The organism is Pseudomonas sp. GM21, from assembly GCF_000282215.1.
GTDB lineage: Bacteria > Pseudomonadota > Gammaproteobacteria > Pseudomonadales > Pseudomonadaceae > Aquipseudomonas.
The window spans coordinates 92,117-107,442 of record NZ_AKJS01000190.1 but is presented as its reverse complement, the minus strand read 5'-3'; the positions used below and the strand labels follow the sequence as shown (position 1 = coordinate 107,442).

At 58.1% G+C, this 15,326-nt stretch carries 18 protein-coding genes, 1 tRNA gene and 1 pseudogene; 7 read left to right on the top strand and 13 right to left on the bottom strand.

Annotation, left to right across the window (positions count from 1 at the left end; genetic code table 11):
- Nucleotides 1-49: 49 nt before the first annotated feature.
- The 6 genes from vapC to PMI22_RS02060 form a co-directional block, all read right to left on the bottom strand.
- Nucleotides 50-457: a type II toxin-antitoxin system tRNA(fMet)-specific endonuclease VapC gene (gene vapC / locus PMI22_RS02035; RefSeq protein ID WP_007949057.1), complete on the bottom strand. Its 408-nt coding sequence runs from the start codon at nucleotides 455-457 to the stop codon at nucleotides 50-52.
- A complete protein-coding gene (gene vapB / locus PMI22_RS02040) occupies nucleotides 457-687 on the bottom strand; it encodes a type II toxin-antitoxin system VapB family antitoxin (protein WP_007949055.1) in 231 nt (76 codons plus the stop codon). Before vapB ends, vapC begins: the two co-directional genes overlap by 1 nt.
- A gap of 181 nt (nucleotides 688-868) precedes the next feature.
- A complete protein-coding gene (locus PMI22_RS02045; RefSeq protein WP_007949054.1) occupies nucleotides 869-1,321 on the bottom strand; it encodes a hypothetical protein in 453 nt (150 codons plus the stop codon).
- Nucleotides 1,322-1,327: 6 nt separating this feature from the next.
- Complete coding sequence (locus tag PMI22_RS02050) at nucleotides 1,328-1,744, bottom strand: hypothetical protein (protein WP_007949053.1); 417 nt, start codon at nucleotides 1,742-1,744, stop codon at nucleotides 1,328-1,330.
- Nucleotides 1,745-1,773: 29 nt separating this feature from the next.
- The gene (locus PMI22_RS02055) at nucleotides 1,774-2,748 is read right to left on the bottom strand and encodes an alpha/beta hydrolase family protein (RefSeq protein WP_007949052.1); all 975 of its coding nucleotides are present in this window, start codon (nucleotides 2,746-2,748) and stop codon (nucleotides 1,774-1,776) included.
- Between the two features lie 69 nt (nucleotides 2,749-2,817).
- The gene (locus PMI22_RS02060; RefSeq protein WP_007949051.1) at nucleotides 2,818-3,876 is read right to left on the bottom strand and encodes a PDDEXK nuclease domain-containing protein; all 1,059 of its coding nucleotides are present in this window, start codon (nucleotides 3,874-3,876) and stop codon (nucleotides 2,818-2,820) included.
- Nucleotides 3,877-4,140: 264 nt separating this feature from the next.
- On the opposite strand from PMI22_RS02060, the gene PMI22_RS02065 reads away from it, so the two are divergent.
- On the top strand, nucleotides 4,141-4,587 hold the full coding sequence (locus PMI22_RS02065; RefSeq protein WP_007949050.1) for a hypothetical protein: 447 nt from the start codon (nucleotides 4,141-4,143) through the stop codon (nucleotides 4,585-4,587).
- Nucleotides 4,588-4,720: 133 nt separating this feature from the next.
- Here the strand turns inward: PMI22_RS02065 and PMI22_RS02070 are convergent.
- The 7 genes and pseudogenes from PMI22_RS02070 to PMI22_RS02100 form a co-directional block, all read right to left on the bottom strand.
- Nucleotides 4,721-4,912 (bottom strand): annotated as a pseudogene (locus PMI22_RS02070) (TSUP family transporter); the annotation flags it as partial.
- A gap of 73 nt (nucleotides 4,913-4,985) precedes the next feature.
- Nucleotides 4,986-5,393: a hypothetical protein gene (locus tag PMI22_RS02075; protein WP_007949048.1), complete on the bottom strand. Its 408-nt coding sequence runs from the start codon at nucleotides 5,391-5,393 to the stop codon at nucleotides 4,986-4,988.
- A gap of 328 nt (nucleotides 5,394-5,721) precedes the next feature.
- Nucleotides 5,722-5,797 (bottom strand) — tRNA-Phe (locus PMI22_RS02080).
- Between the two features lie 103 nt (nucleotides 5,798-5,900).
- Nucleotides 5,901-6,173 (bottom strand): oxidative damage protection protein, encoded by a 273-nt coding sequence (locus tag PMI22_RS02085; RefSeq protein WP_007949047.1) that lies wholly within the window; start codon nucleotides 6,171-6,173, stop codon nucleotides 5,901-5,903.
- Nucleotides 6,170-7,237: an A/G-specific adenine glycosylase gene (mutY, locus tag PMI22_RS02090; RefSeq protein WP_007949046.1), complete on the bottom strand. Its 1,068-nt coding sequence runs from the start codon at nucleotides 7,235-7,237 to the stop codon at nucleotides 6,170-6,172. The genes PMI22_RS02085 and mutY overlap by 4 nt, the downstream gene beginning before the upstream one ends.
- Nucleotides 7,234-9,465, bottom strand: a complete 2,232-nt coding sequence (locus PMI22_RS02095) for an AsmA family protein (RefSeq protein ID WP_007949045.1) — start codon at nucleotides 9,463-9,465, stop codon at nucleotides 7,234-7,236. The genes mutY and PMI22_RS02095 overlap by 4 nt, the downstream gene beginning before the upstream one ends.
- Before the next feature lie 71 nt (nucleotides 9,466-9,536).
- On the bottom strand, nucleotides 9,537-9,950 hold the full coding sequence (locus tag PMI22_RS02100) for an acetyl-CoA sensor PanZ family protein (protein WP_007949044.1): 414 nt from the start codon (nucleotides 9,948-9,950) through the stop codon (nucleotides 9,537-9,539).
- 221 nt (nucleotides 9,951-10,171) lie between these two features.
- Here PMI22_RS02100 and PMI22_RS02105 point away from each other — a divergent pair, with 221 nt between their 5' ends.
- The 6 genes from PMI22_RS02105 to hisF all read left to right on the top strand — a co-directional run bounded on the left by PMI22_RS02105 (nucleotide 10,172) and on the right by hisF (nucleotide 15,315).
- Complete coding sequence (locus tag PMI22_RS02105) at nucleotides 10,172-11,836, top strand: OFA family MFS transporter (protein ID WP_007949043.1); 1,665 nt, start codon at nucleotides 10,172-10,174, stop codon at nucleotides 11,834-11,836.
- Between the two features lie 271 nt (nucleotides 11,837-12,107).
- A complete protein-coding gene (hisB, locus tag PMI22_RS02115) occupies nucleotides 12,108-12,701 on the top strand; it encodes an imidazoleglycerol-phosphate dehydratase HisB (RefSeq protein WP_007897437.1) in 594 nt (197 codons plus the stop codon).
- Nucleotides 12,701-13,339, top strand: a complete 639-nt coding sequence (gene hisH, locus PMI22_RS02120; RefSeq protein WP_007949040.1) for an imidazole glycerol phosphate synthase subunit HisH — start codon at nucleotides 12,701-12,703, stop codon at nucleotides 13,337-13,339. The genes hisB and hisH overlap by 1 nt, the downstream gene beginning before the upstream one ends.
- The gene (locus PMI22_RS02125) at nucleotides 13,340-13,600 is read left to right on the top strand and encodes a DUF2164 domain-containing protein (protein WP_007949039.1); all 261 of its coding nucleotides are present in this window, start codon (nucleotides 13,340-13,342) and stop codon (nucleotides 13,598-13,600) included.
- A gap of 101 nt (nucleotides 13,601-13,701) precedes the next feature.
- Nucleotides 13,702-14,451 (top strand): 1-(5-phosphoribosyl)-5-[(5-phosphoribosylamino)methylideneamino]imidazole-4-carboxamide isomerase, encoded by a 750-nt coding sequence (gene hisA, locus PMI22_RS02130; RefSeq protein WP_007949038.1) that lies wholly within the window; start codon nucleotides 13,702-13,704, stop codon nucleotides 14,449-14,451.
- A gap of 93 nt (nucleotides 14,452-14,544) precedes the next feature.
- Nucleotides 14,545-15,315 (top strand): imidazole glycerol phosphate synthase subunit HisF, encoded by a 771-nt coding sequence (hisF, locus tag PMI22_RS02135; protein ID WP_007949037.1) that lies wholly within the window; start codon nucleotides 14,545-14,547, stop codon nucleotides 15,313-15,315.
- Nucleotides 15,316-15,326 lie beyond the last annotated feature (11 nt).

Here is a 15,326-nt window from a genome sequence, read left to right as displayed (position 1 = left end):
CTGTCAGTGATGACAAGCGGCCGTTTTTGTTTCGTTAGTGGTGTCCGGTTTAAATGGGATGAACCCAGTCTTCTACCCGTAGTCCTGGAACTCGTACGAACTCGCGCACGTTGTTCGTTACAACAATGAGCCCGCGTGAGCGCGCATGTCCGGCAATCATGTGGTCATAGGGGCCAATGGGAGTTCCAGCCTTTGCCAGCTCTGACCGAATCATTCCGGTGTGTGCAGCGGCTTCGTTGTCGAAAGGCAAGACCTCAAGACGTGCGGCGAAGCCCTCGATCACAGCGAGATTTTTTTCTGGAGTCGCAGATTTTTCGGCGCCGTAGATCAACTCCATGAGCGTTACTGCGCTGATGCACAGCTGACCGTCATGAAGGTTGAAGGCTTCTCTTACGATTTGCGGTTTGTTTTTGACGGTGAAGATGCAGATGTTGGTATCGAGCATGAATTTGATCATCAGAACGACTCTCGCTCCTGATCTGCGGGCTGGTCGCGATTGGTCATAAAGTCTGTGCTCACACCATCGCCGTCGAACCAGCTGTCCCAGGTTTCGTCTGCCGGGGTAATGATGCGAGCCCTGCCAATGGCAACTACGTTGACTCGTTTCACATCGCTTGGCATTGCCACGGCTTTCGGAAGTCGGACAGCCTGGCTTCGATTACTCATGAAAAGGGTGGTCTGTTCCATTTCTGGCCTCCGGCGTTTCTGCGCGTTTAGTGAGTCCAAAGAATAGATTCGTAGAGGGATATGTCAATGGGATATACATCCTTCACTGACGAGAGGTAGCACGTTGATCTTTTTGGGTGGCTTGCAAAAACGGCCGCTGTCAGTGATGACAAGCGGCCGTTTTTGTTACTGGCAGTAGCGTTTATTCGCTCTTTGCTTCCTGCGCATCCAGCGCCTGACGATAGCTATCCAGCGCATTACCGAAGTCGGTGATGAACTGTGGATCGGTCAGCCAGGCCTGAGCCGTTTCACGGTCCATGCCATCGGCCCACATGCGGTAGTCGATCAGCATGTCGGCGGCCAGGTGGGTGGCTGCCATGGCTTCGTTGTCGGCGTTTTCCATGTCCAGCAATTCTGGATGGTCGCTGATGATTCCGGCGAGGTCTGACAGCAGGATCTGTAGCATGTCGCTGCGGCTGTTGGCTTCTGCGTCACGCATCTTGCTGAACATCGCCAGGGTGTATTCCGGGATCGGCTCGCCGATGTCTTCCAGGTCATCGTCCAGCGCGGCGGGTTTTCTGCCGTGGATGTTGATTTGCTTGGCTTTGGCCTTTGCGCGCTTGGCGCGTTTCTGTTGCTTGTTCAGGGATGCCATGGGAACTCAGTTTGCTTTCTGTTGGGTTTGGGCGGCGATGATATCGGACGCTGCCACATAGTCAGCCTGGAAGGCCGGTGATTCGATCCACGCCAGGGCGCCGGCTTCGTCCACTTCGGTCGACCATTGGCGGTACTCGATCAGTGCGGCGAGGATGAAGTCCATCGCGCCTTCTTCGCCTTCCTGCTCATAGACCAGCTCCAGCAGCGGGTCTTCCAGGAACGCCACGCACATCGCTTGCTGGCTGGTCTTTTCGGCGTCGATCATTTTCTTGAACAGTTCGGTCAGGTCCACCGATTCGAAGTCGATGCGATCATCGTTCGGGTCCAGCTCGACCGGCGCAGCGGCCCGTTGGGTGCGGTTCTGCTTGGCCTTGGCTTTGGCGCGGGTGGCGCGTTTTTGCTGTTTGTTGGCGGAGGCCATGGGTGTCGTTCCGTATTCGTTGAGAGGGCTCAGCTGCGCGGGACTTGCCGCCCGGGTGTGTCGGGGGCCAGCTCGGCGTTTTGCAGCCAGGACAATGCAATGGGCCATAGTGTGGCTTGGTATGCGCTGCGAAAAAAGGCGAAATGTCCGACTTCTGCTTCGCCGATGTCTTCGGGGGCGATTCGCAGGTGGGTGCTGGTGCTGTCGGTGAAGTAGCCGAGCAGGCGTTCGATGGCTGAAATCGTACCGTAAGGATCGTCACTGATGCTGATCGCGAGGATTTTTGCGCTGACGCGCTCAAAGGGCAGTCGGCCGGTTCCACGATGGAGGCGTCGACCGCTGGGGCGCGTTTCATAACGGGCGGTCGGTGTAGTCCAGTCGCGAACTACGCCGGCTGGTGTGTCCTCCAGCCAGCCGAGGCGCTTGCCGGGGAAGTAGCCGTGGAACATCGTCATCAACGGCATCACCACATGCCACTTGCCAAACATCCGCCAGCGATGGGCGGGCGCATAATCGCGCCAGTAAGCGAATTGCGCGCCGACTGTCACCATTCGTCGAATGATATGCCCGGACGCTCCCAGACCCGCTGCACAGCCGCCAAAGCTGTGACCCACGACGTCGATGGGCTGGCCGGGGAATTCACGCTCAGCGCGCTTGAGCATCGCCTCAAAGTCCAGCGCGCCCCAGTCGGTCCATGAGGCGTCGAGGTCTTTGAGCGAGGCGGGACGTGATTCACCGATGCCACGGTAATCGTACGTGATGACATCGAACCCGTTGGCGAACAGGTAATCGGCGAAACGTGAGTAATGCCGGCAGCGCACGGAGGTGGCGGCGTTGATGATCACGACGGGGCGTGCAGGGGCCTGCGGAGTGTGCCGCCAGGTGAAACCGCCGAGGATGAAGCCGTCTGCGGCGGGCTCCTTGAAGGGGTCGCCGGGTGCGGTTGCAGGCAATGGCAGCTCGATCTGAGCAGGCGCCAGTGCAGGCGTGTCATTGAAATTCATCGGTGACGGACCTTTGCGCGTAGCTGCCAACGATAGTCTTCATGACGGATTCGGACAATCCGCCCATTTTTATCGGCGATTCTGATTGAGCAGCCGATCTTCGAGTAGCGCTCGTTCTCGATCCAGCTCCGCTCGAAGTTCCTCCTCACTCGGTAACACCAGTTTGTATTTGCTGGCGAACAGTTGTTCATTGCCCTCCAGCACGGAATAACGAACCACCGATTCATCTTTCTGTGCGCAAAGAATGATGCCGACAGTGGGGCCATCCTCCGGTCCGCGTTTGAGGTCGTCGTACATGCGCACATACATGTTCATCTGGCCGACATCCTGATGGGTCAGTTCCCCGCGTTTGAGATCGAAGATGACAAAGCATTTGAGCAGGTAGTTGTAAAACACCAGATCGAAGTAGAAGTCTTTGCTTTCGGTGCTGATGCGTTGCTGGCGGGCGATGAAGGCGAAGCCTTTACCCAGTTCGAGCAAGAAGCTCTGAAGGTGGTTGATCAACGCTTGTTCAAGTTCGGTTTCCAGGATCAGGCCCGCATTGGGCAAGCCCAAAAATTCCAACACCACCGGGTCCCGAATAAAGTCTCTTGGGCTGGTGACCATTTTCTGAATATTGGTGGCGGCTTCCTCCTTGACCGCAGGCCGGTCGCGACTTGCCAGCAAGCGTTCGTAATAGAGCGTATTGATCTGACGCTCCAGAGCGCGACTCGACCAGTTCTGGAGGGCTGACTCGTTCATGTACCACTGACGTGCATGGTCGTTGTCGACGCGCAGTAATCTGCGGTAGTGGGTCCAGCTCAATTCGTGACGCAGTGCGTCACAAATTGGGAAGGCTTGATAGAACTGGCGCATGTATCGAAGGTTGGAAGCGTCAAAGCCTTTCCCGAACTCGGCTGTCAGAATTTTCGCCAGTGTCGCCAACAACTGCTTCCCATACCCCGCTCTACGAGCCCCCTCCAGCTCGAACTCAACAATATGCCGCCCGATCTGCCAGCTGGTTTGTACTTGAGCGGTATCAACCGCTCGAAGCGCTTTCAGGCGTGCCTGGCGGATCAGTTCGCCAAGGCTACCCACCAGAGAGGCAAGTTGTGGATTTTGAGTGTTATCGGTTTTGACGATGGTCATGAAGTCTTCCGTGGCTGGAGGAGCAGGCGGAAGAGGATGGCAAGAGAGCATGGGGCGGCGATGCAGTACGACGCTGGAAAGTCGGAAGGAATTGCCGGATTCGTTTGGCAGGACCAAGCCGACGGCGGGGCGTATTTGTGGAATACAGGGTGTAGTCCGTTTCGCAGTGAACCCAAGATCGAATCAATCTAAAACTTGACCGGCGTCCGGAAAATCAAAAAATTAGGAAACGATAGGGTTCTGCGGAGCCCGGGAGTCGTCATCATGAAATACGTGCGTGCATTCATGTTGTCCCTTGTTGCTGTCGGCGTCCTGGCGTTCCCGGCGATGCTGAATGCGGCCAGCCTTGAGCCCGTCGACAGTTCAGGTGTGCAGATTCAGCGGCAGGAACAAAACGGAATTGCTTACTTGTCCGGTGGTATTGGCGAGGATGAAGCGAAGGCCATCCAGCAAACAACTGGTTATAACCTGCGCATGACTTTTTCTGTCGGGGTGGAAGGCAAATACATTCCGGACGTTGATTTGATTATTCAGAACGCTCAAGGGCCAGTGCTGACGCTGAGTCAGGCAGGTCCGTTGGTTTACGTCCAGTTACCTCCTGGCAAGTACACGGTCGTGGCAACGCGCAATGGTGAGACGAAACGTGACACGGCAGATGTCGCCAGTGCTGGTGCGAAGAATCTGGTGTTTAACTGGAACACTAGAGAGTGAAGGGGGTGGGTTTCAGGTCGGAAGGGTGGCCCCGTGGTCGCGATTCTTGATCGTTAACAAAACCAAAGCATAAAAAGACCCTGAATCTTGTGATTCAGGGTTTCGTTATCGGGTGCCAGAGACGGAATCGACCGCCGACCCTGCGCAGGGTCGGGGCGGCTGCCGAAGCGGCCTGGAACTTGTTCGTTGCAATTGCACTGATCGGATCTACACCGGCCAGAAACAATGCAGGTAAGGTGATCAAGCCTCCGCCGCCGGCAATCGCATCAAAAAAACCGGCGTAAAAAGCGACAAGCGCCAACATGCCAATCAAATCCCAAGACATTTCATTCCCTCTTTTATAGTTATTGGCCAGTAATCACATGACTGGTCGTTCAGCAGTTTGAACACTTAAAAAATCAACCCTGCAGCAGCAACGGATCCTCTGAAATAACGACAGGGGAAGAAAATTTTGAAAGCCCGAAAATACGTACCAGGACCCGTCTGTTGTCTTTGATGACATCGCGACAGTGCAGGGATCGGACGTTATTGATGACCATGGCCGACTCTTGCGTCAGTGGGTAGTCGAGTGGAGTTGCTTCGCTTAGCAGTTCGCATTGGTCTTTCGAAAACGAGAACTTTAATTCGGTGGCTGCCAGCGATGCTTTGGAGTTGGCGCCTGGTGCCTGCGGCCCGCCGATGGCGGCCAGATCTTCGGCGAACCTGTGAAGCCATGTTGACTGCCGAATATCAAAGCTGAAAATTCTGATGTCCTGGCCAGTAAGAAGCTCAACGTTTTCGACATTCCGTTTGATGGCGTCAGTCATTGTCTACATCCCTGTTGCGAATCTGCTCCCGGTTATGCGGCAGCTCCTCCCACGATTCTGCCCAAGCCGATGATCAGGGTATGTCATCCACTTCCGTTAAAGCCTTCGGAGCGTTCCGACAAACCCGAGAGATTGCGAGAAGGGCTGTTCACCAATGCTTGATGCCTCTCCGGACTCGGCTTCGGAAGGGGGGCAGGTGCTAGCTGGCGTGGCGCGAGGAGGTGGGGGGGATGCTTCGTTTGGCGCTTTGAGGGTGACTGGAACAGTGCTTCATCAAATCCCGGGCATAAAAAAACCCTGAATCTTGCGATTCAGGGTTTTCGGTATTTGGTGCCCAGAGACGGAATCGAACCGCCGACACGGGGATTTTCAATCCCCTGCTCTACCGACTGAGCTATCTGGGCAACGGGGCGCATTAAACTGGTTTTTCAGGGGGTCGTCAAGAAAGTTTTCAAAAAAATTTTAATTATTACCGTCGCTTACGATCCGACCCCCGAGAAATCGGGATTATTCAGCTGGCGGAACGTAGCCGTCAGCCTTGGCGTAATCCTCGCCGGAGAAGTACTTGTCCATCTCGCCCTGCAGATATTTGCGATCTTCGGCGTTCATCATGTTCAGGCGTTTTTCGTTGATCAGCAGGGTTTGGTGTTTTTGCCAGTCGGCCCAAGCCTTGGCCGAAACGTGGTCAAAAATGTCCTGACCTTTTGCGCCGGGGAAGGGGGCGCGTTCGAGGGCGGGCAATTCTTCTTTGTACTTGCGGCACATGATGGTGCGGGTCATGACGACTCTCCTGCGTTCAATACGGCGGCCGCGCGTTCGAGCAAGGTTTTGACCGGGGCGGCAAGGCCCAGGCGCGGCGGGGTGGCGAGGTTATACCAGAGCCAGTCGGCCTCGGCCACGTGGTGGCCGGACTCCTGAACCCGGACCAGCCAGGGTTCGATGGACAACTGAAAGTGGCTGAAGGTGTGCACCAGGCTCGGCAGCGCTTGTTGGCTGTCCAGTTCCAGTGAGTGCTGCGAGGCCAGATGTTGCAGATCGTCGAGGTCATCGAGCTCCGGCAAACTCCAGAGACCGCCCCACAGGCCCGTGGAAGGGCGCCGGTAAAGCAGAATCGCGCCTTTGCCGTTGGCGAGCATGGGCATCAGCGTGCGCTTCTGTGGCACGGTTTTACGCGGTTTGGGGACGGGGTAGCGGGTTTCCAGGCCGAGCATGTGCGCTTCGCAGCCCTGTTGCAGGGGGCAGAGCAGGCAACTCGGCTTGCTGCGGGTGCAGAGCGTGGCGCCCAGGTCCATCATCGCCTGGGTGTAGGCGTTGACCCGATCATGCGGCGTAAAGCGCTCAGCGTTGGCCCAGAGCTGTTTGGCGACCTTCGGCTCCCCGGGATAACCCTCTTGCGCGGTAAAGCGCGCCAGGACGCGTTTGACGTTGCCGTCGAGGATCGGCGCCCGCAGGCCCATGCTCAGGCTGGCGATTGCACCGGCGGTGGATAGCCCGATGCCTGGCAGCTCAACCAACTTATCCACATCCCGGGGAAATTCACCGCCGTATTCGCAGGCGACAATTTTCGCGGTCTTCTGCAGATTGCGCGCCCGGGTGTAATACCCCAGTCCGGTCCACAGGTGCAGCACTTCGTCTTCCGGCGCGGCGGCCAGGGCTTCGACCGTTGGCAGCGAGGCCATGAAGCGGTCGAAGTAATTGAGCACGGTGCTGACCTGGGTTTGCTGCAACATGATCTCCGAGACCCACACCCGATACGGGGTGATCCCCTGTTGCCAGGGCAAGTCGTGGCGGCCATGGCGGTCATACCAGTCCAACACCGCCGATGAAAACTGCTCGGCTCTCATCGCTTGAACAGCCCCTTCAATGCGTCTTTCAGTTCAGGACTGACTTTGTCGCCCAGCTTCTCGTCGATTTTTTCGCTGATCTTGTCGCCTGCCAGTTTGCTCGCCACCTGGCCCATGCGTTCGTTATCCAGACGGCAGGCCTTGGCGCCGAGCTCCAGCGGTCCCCGGCAACGCAGCGGCCAAACGATACCGACATATTTGTCGCCGACCTGGCAGGCCGGGTCCGGCATGGCACTTGTATCGCCTTCGATGAGGATGCCAACGCGGTAGTCCATGCCCAGCACGCGCAGATCGACGTCGCCGTCGCCATTCACGGTCATGCCCGGGATGCGCACTTTCAGGTCCGGGTTGCTGGCCACGCCGTTACGGAAGGTCAGGTTGCCCTTGAGTTCCTGGAATGGCGTGTCCTTGCCCCGTGGCTCGCCGCTGAGGGTTTTGCGGTTCAGGGTGGCGATGCCTTTGCACAGCTGTTGTTCAAGGTTGGCATTGAGCAGCACGCCATTGTTGATGACGAAACTGGCATTGCCGTTGAGACTGTCGATCAGCGCTTTCTGGCTGTTGCCGCTGGCGGTCAGCGCGCTGTTGAGCGTCACCAGGCCTTTGACCGGCGGGTTTTTGCCTTGGCTTTCGAGGACTTTTTCTACCGGTACTTTGTTGAGGGTTGTCTGCAAGCTCAGCGCGGGTTCTGGCTGGCGCACGTCGAGGGTGCCCTTGGTTTCGAAGTTGCCGTCGTACAGATCGCCGCGCAGGTTCTCCAGGGTCAGCAGGCCGCCCAGGCCCGTGGCCTTGAACGCAGCGTTGTGAATCGGCAGCTTGTCGAGGGTCAACTGGCCAAAGGTCAGGTCGGCGTCCACGTCGAGTTTGCTCAAGCGTTCAACCGGCAGCAGGCGTGCGGTGCTCCACGCCTCCTTGGTTGGCGACTCCGGCAGTGGTGTGCTGCCCGCGCCGGCCATTGCATTGGCCTCGGTGCTGGCGACTTCAGCCTGGCGCACCTGTGTCGCGCTGCTGGCTTCGGCGGATTTGGGTGGCAGATAGCGGTCGACATTGAACGTGTCGGCCTTCAGGGCTGCGCGCAGCGACTGTTTGGCGAAATCCTCGACGGCGATGCGACCACTGAAGGTGCTGTCATCGACTTTCAGGTTGATGTTATCGAACGAAACGCTGGTCGGCGTGCCGGCAACGCGGCTGACCAGTTCGACTTTGCTCAAACTGCCTTCGGCCATGGCCGGAAGCTTCTGGCCAATACTGTCGACGAATGTCGCAAGGTCGAATTGGGCAATCGAAATGCCGCCGCTGATCTGCGGCGTCTTGTCCAGGTCGTTGACCTTGAGTTCACCCAGTGCGCGCAATTGGTTGGCGGAGATCTTGATACCGGTCCATTCGGCGACGTTCGCGGCTTTATCCAGTAACAATTGACCATGGGCAGCGAAGGTCATGGTTTTACCTTGCAGCGGATCACCCGCGACTTCGCCGGACATTTTCATGTCTTCGAATTTGTAGCGTTGGAGTGCGCGCTCGAAACGCAACTCACCGGTGAGCTCGGTGCGCACCCGCAAAACCGGCTGGTTGGTGCCGAGGAACGCGGTGAGTTTGACCGGGATGTTGGTCGAGTCATGCACCGGGCCTGTGCTCAGCTGGATGCTTTCGGCGCTGAACTGCCGACCAGTTTTCTCGTCGCTGTATTCAACGCGGGCGTTGTTCACGGTCAGGCTGTCGATGTCCAGCCGAATGGGCTGGGCCGGTTTTTCTACCTGGACGGTGGTTTCCGGTGCGGGTGCAGGTTCGCCAGGAGTGGCCGGTGGCGTGGTCGGGGTGGCTGGCGTCGGGACCTTCCCGACATCTTCCCAATTACCATGGCCGTCCTTGTCGCGGTTGAGGCGCAGGTTCAGGCCTTCTACACGGACATCGCTCATCTGTACTTCACGGCGCAGCAGCGGCAGCACGCGCACTGACAGGCCAAGCATTTGCAAGTCGGCGAACGGTTCCGTCGGCTTGGCCAGGGTCGCGACACTGGCCTCGTGCAACTCCAGGCCCAGCCACGGGAACAGGCTCCAGCCGATATCGCCATTGAGCGTCAGCTCGATGTGGGCCTTGTCGCGGGCAATCTGGCGAATCTCGTCTTTATAGTCGTTGGGATCAAACAGGTGGGTCAGGGCAAAGCCCAGCGCCACAATGATCAGCAACAGCCCGAGAAGTACCAGACCCAGGATTTTGCCGAACGCTTTCATGGGCGAGTCCTTGTAGATAGTCGAATTCGAAATTTAGCCCGGGAGTATAGCGCTCTGAAGGGGACGACCGGTCAGGCGATATCTGCCGGCATTACATCCAGTGGCAGTTTCAGCTTGGCTGCAAGCGCCTGGGCTTCAAGGTGCCCGGCGGGGGCCAGCAAGCGAAGCGTGGCGCCCGACTCAGAGGCCATTTTTTGCGCTTCGTTCACCAAGCGTTCGGCGACACCACGCCGACGGGTAATTTTTCGTACGCAAAGTTGGGACAAGTGCCAGACGTCCTGATGCTGTTGCAAACGGGCCGCGCCGAGCAGTCGATCGTTGAAGCGTCCGGCGATCAGTGAACCGTCCCGCAAGCAGCCTTCGATCAGCTGTATGCCCCCTGAAAACGGGGCGTACAGCCAGTCCGGGGCGTCGCGGTAAATTTTCTGCAGGTCTTGCTGATCCTGATAAGTGGCCTCGGTCAGCGTTTCGACAAAGATCGGCATGGAGTCTCCTTTAGAGATACGAGAGCGGAAGACTTACAAAAGGTGATATCACTTTGGCTTTTCTGTCTCGCTGAAATGGTAACCTTTGCCCGTTCGTCCGTCCTGCTGCGACGAGATGCCGCACAAAAAGCAGCTTCGCTCAATAAAACAGTCATGCGTGCGCATAGAAGCTGGGGGTGAAAAGTGGCTGGCGAACCCTACTAATAATTGGGGGATACACAATGACCACGAGCATCACGGCGGACGGCCTCGTAGCCGGCCAGCCTGCGTTCCTGTCCAAGGAGCGCATCATCGCCAAGCCCGGTTTCAACCGTTGGCTGGTACCGCCGGCCGCGCTGGCCATCCACCTTTGCATCGGCATGGCCTACGGATTCTCGGTGTTTTGGTTGCCACTGTCCAAGGCGCTGGGTGTGACCAAGCCGGTTGCCTGCGCGCCGGACATGAGCTTCGTTTCGCAAATTTTCTCCTCGCAATGCGACTGGCCGATCTCGATGCTCGGCTGGATCTACACCTTGTTCTTCATCTTCCTCGGCTGCTCGGCAGCGATCTGGGGTGGCTGGCTGGAACATGCCGGACCACGTAAGGCTGGCGTTGTATCGGCGCTGTGCTGGTGCGGTGGTCTGCTGATTTCAGCACTGGGGATCTATACCCACCAGATCTGGCTGATGTGGGTCGGCTCCGGGGTTATTGGGGGTATTGGCCTGGGGTTGGGTTATATCTCGCCGGTATCGACGTTGATCAAGTGGTTTCCGGACAAGCGCGGCATGGCGACCGGCATGGCGATCATGGGTTTTGGCGGTGGTGCGATGGTCGGTGCTCCGCTGGCCGCAGCCCTGATGAGCCATTTCGCTTCGGCAGATAGCGTGGGCGTATGGCAGAGCTTCCTGGTGATGGCCGCGATCTACTTCGTGTTCATGATCGGTGGCGCATTGTCCTACCGCGTTCCGCCAACCGGCTGGAAGCCTGAGGGCTGGACCGCTCCGGCGAAAAAAGCCGCGAACGCGATGATTACCCACCGCCACGTTCATGTGAACGTCGCCTGGAAAACTCCACAATTCCGTCTGGTGTGGCTGGTGTTGTGCCTGAACGTTTCGGCTGGTATCGGCATCCTCGGCATGGCGTCGCCGCTGTTGCAGGAGGTGTTCGGCGGTAAATTGATTGGCGTGGACCTGCCATTCGGTCAGCTGGACGCCGGGCAACTGGCTTCGATTGCGGCGATTGCGGCCGGTTTCACCGGTTTGCTGAGCCTGTTTAACATCGGTGGCCGGTTCTTTTGGGCCTCGTTCTCCGATTACCTGGGCCGTAAAAACACCTACTTCGTGTTCTTCGCCTTGGGCTTTGCCCTGTATGGACTAATCCCGAACCTTGGTCATCTGGGCAGCGTCGCGCTGTTCGTGGCCGCGTTCTGCATCATCCTGTCGATGTACGGCGGTGGTTTCGCGACCGTTCCCGCTTATCTGGCGGATCTTTTCGGTACGCAGATGGTAGGTGCGATCCACGGTCGTCTGTTGACTGCGTGGGCGGCAGCGGGCGTGTTGGGTCCGGTGTTGGTGAACTACCTGCGTGAATATCAGCTGAGCATCGGCGTTGAGCGCGCTGCCGCTTACGACATCACCTTGTACATTCTTGCAGGCCTGCTGGTGCTGGGTTTTCTGTGCAATCTGCTGGTGCGCCCGGTGGCTGACAAGTACTTCATGACCGACGCTGAACTGGCTGCCGAACAGGCGCTGGGCCACGACAAAGGTGCTGACAGCAGCACTGTGCTGGAGTGGAAAGCGGGCGCGGGCACCAAGCCGTTGGCGGTGGCTGCGTGGCTGGTGGTGGGTATTCCGTTGGCGTGGGGTGTTTGGGTGACCCTGCAGAAAACGGCGATCCTTTTCCACTAAGTTTACTGATACCTGATCGTTCCCACGCTCTGCGTGGGAATGCCTCCCGTGACGCTCTGCGTCACATTCGAAGAGGACGCGGAGCATCCGGGGCTGCACTCCCACGCAGAGCGTGGGAGCGATCAGCGCACTCTCGATGCTTGTATGGACATGTCTATCCCCGACAGCGCCGGGTTCAGCCCGTCAGGGATATTACGTATCGTGTTTCTGTTTCCGCCCCGCGCCCCTATAATGGTTGCCTTTTTCGCCCAATGATTTTGCGGAGCTGGTGATGGCCGAACGTATGGCGTCAGTCGAGCGCGACACTCTGGAAACCCAGATCAAAGCCTCGATCAACCTGGATGGCACCGGAAAGGCCCGATTTGATATCGGTGTTCCTTTTCTTGAGCACATGCTGGACCAGATCGCCCGTCACGGGCTGATCGACCTGGATATTGTCAGCAAGGGCGACCTGCATATCGACGATCACCACACTGTGGAAGACGTCGGTATCACTTTGGGTCAGGCTTTCGCCAAAGCCATCGGCGACAAGAAAGGCATCCGTCGCTACGGTCACGCCTATGTGCCGCTCGATGAAGCGCTTTCGCGCGTGGTGATCGACTTCTCCGGCCGCCCAGGCTTGCAGATGCATGTTCCCTACACCCGCGCCACTGTCGGCGGCTTCGACGTTGACCTGTTCCAGGAATTCTTCCAGGGCTTCGTCAACCATGCGCTCGTTAGCCTGCACATCGACAATCTGCGTGGCACCAACACCCACCACCAGATCGAAACCGTGTTCAAGGCCTTCGGCCGCGCACTGCGCATGGCCGTAGAGCTCGATGACCGCATGGCCGGTCAGATGCCATCGACCAAAGGCGTTCTGTAATGCAGACGGTCGCGGTTATCGATTACGGCATGGGCAACCTGCACTCGGTGGCCAAGGCCCTCGAGCACGTCGGTGCCGGCAAGGTCTTGATCACCAGCGATGCCGATGTGATTCGCGAAGCCGACCGGGTGGTTTTCCCCGGTGTCGGTGCGATTCGCGATTGCATGGCGGAGATCCGTCGCCTGGGCTTCGATTCGCTGGTGCGTGAGGTCAGCCAGGACCGTCCGTTCCTCGGCATCTGTGTCGGCATGCAAGCCTTGCTCGACAGCAGTGAAGAGAACGATGGCGTCGACTGCATCGGCCTGTTTCCGGGCGCGGTGAAGTTCTTCGGCAAAGACCTGCATGAAGACGGCGAACACCTGAAAGTCCCGCACATGGGCTGGAACGAAGTGAAGCAGAAGGCGAGTCACCCGCTGTGGCACGACATTCCGGACCTGGCGCGTTTCTACTTCGTGCACAGCTACTACATCGCCGCCGGCAACGCGCGGCAGGTGGTGGGTGGCGGTCACTACGGTGTCGATTTCGCTGCGGCGCTGGCCGAAGGCTCGCGTTTTGCCGTGCAGTTCCACCCGGAGAAGAGCCATACCCATGGCCTGCAATTGCTGCAGAACTTCGCTGCGTGGGATGGTCGCTGGTAAATGGCTGTCAAGAAAACGAAGCCGCCGATCCTGACCCTCACTCCCGAACAGGAGAACGAGGCCAATCACAAGATCAAACGCTTCATGGAGGATCGCTTCGAACTGGACTTGGGTTCTTTCGAAGCGGCCGAAATCCTTGAGCTGTTTACCCGTGAAATTGCTCCGCATTATTACAACAGGGCGATTTTCGATGTGCAGACGCACCTCAAAGAGAGGTTCGAAAGCATCGAAAGCGACTTGTGGGCGCTCGAGAAAGAATAGGAGCAGCGGCAAGCTTTAAGCTGCAAGCTGCAAGAAGTAGAAACGCGTGCGTGCTTGCAGCTTATAGCTTGCAGCTTGCAGCTCTTTGACGAAGGAAAAGCATGCTAATTATTCCCGCTATCGATCTCAAAGACGGTGCCTGTGTTCGTCTGCGCCAGGGCCGCATGGAAGATTCCACGGTGTTCTCCGATGACCCGGTGAGCATGGCTGCCAAGTGGGTGGAAGGCGGTTGCCGTCGTCTGCATCTGGTCGACCTGAACGGCGCTTTCGAAGGCCAGCCGGTCAATGGCGAAGTGGTCACCGCGATCGCCAAGCGCTACCCACACCTGCCGATCCAGATCGGCGGCGGTATCCGCTCGCTGGAAACCATCGAGCACTACGTCAAAGCCGGCGTGAGTTACGTGATCATCGGCACCAAAGCCGTGAAAGATCCGGCCTTCGTTGCTGAAGCCTGCCGCGCGTTCCCGGGCAAAGTAATCGTGGGTCTGGATGCCAAAGACGGTTTTGTCGCCACTGACGGCTGGGCAGAAATCAGCACCGTTCAGGTGATTGACCTGGCCAAGCAGTTCGAAGCCGACGGCGTATCCGCGATCGTTTATACCGACATCGCCAAAGACGGCATGATGCAGGGCTGCAACGTACCGTTCACCGCTGCGCTGGCCGCCGCAACGAAGATCCCGGTCATCGCTTCCGGTGGCATCCACAATCTCGGTGACATCAAGTCGCTGCTCGACGCGAAAGCGCCAGGCATCATCGGTGCGATCACCGGTCGGGCGATTTATGAGGGCACGCTGGATGTGGCAGAAGCCCAAGCTTTTTGTGATGGCTACGCGGCCAGCTCCAAGTCATAAGCTGCAAGCTGCAAGTTAACAGCGCGGCCGCGATCCGCTCCTACTTGCAGCTTGAAGCTTAAAGCTTGCAACTCTTAATCGGAGATTAAGCCCATGGCGTTAGCCAAGCGCATCATCCCTTGCCTGGACGTGGATAACGGCCGGGTGGTCAAGGGCGTCAAGTTCGAGAACATCCGTGATGCCGGCGACCCGGTGGAAATCGCCCGTCGCTACGACGAACAGGGTGCGGACGAGATTACCTTCCTCGACATCACTGCCAGCGTCGATGGCCGCGACACCACGCTGCATACCGTCGAGCGCATGGCCAGCCAGGTGTTCATCCCGCTGACCGTGGGCGGCGGTGTGCGTACCGTGCAGGACATTCGCAATCTGCTGAATGCTGGCGCGGACAAGGTTTCGATCAACACCGCAGCCGTGTTCAATCCCGAGTTTGTCGGCGAAGCGGCGCAGCATTTCGGTTCGCAATGCATTGTCGTCGCCATCGATGCCAAGAAGGTTTCACTGCCGGGCGAAACCCCGCGCTGGGAAATCTTCACCCACGGTGGTCGCAAGCCTACCGGTCTGGACGCCGTTGAATGGGCGAAGAAAATGGAAGGCCTCGGTGCCGGTGAAATCCTGCTGACCAGCATGGACCAGGACGGCATGAAAAACGGCTTCGACCTCGGCGTGACCCGTGCCATCAGCGATGCCCTGGGGATTCCGGTGATCGCTTCCGGTGGTGTCGGCAACCTGCAGCATTTGGCCGATGGCATCCTCGAAGGCCACGCCAGTGCGGTATTGGCGGCGAGTATTTTCCACTTCGGTGAGTACACGGTGCAGGAAGCCAAGGCCTACATGGCGCATCGCGGCATCGTCATGCGCTAAACAATCAATAC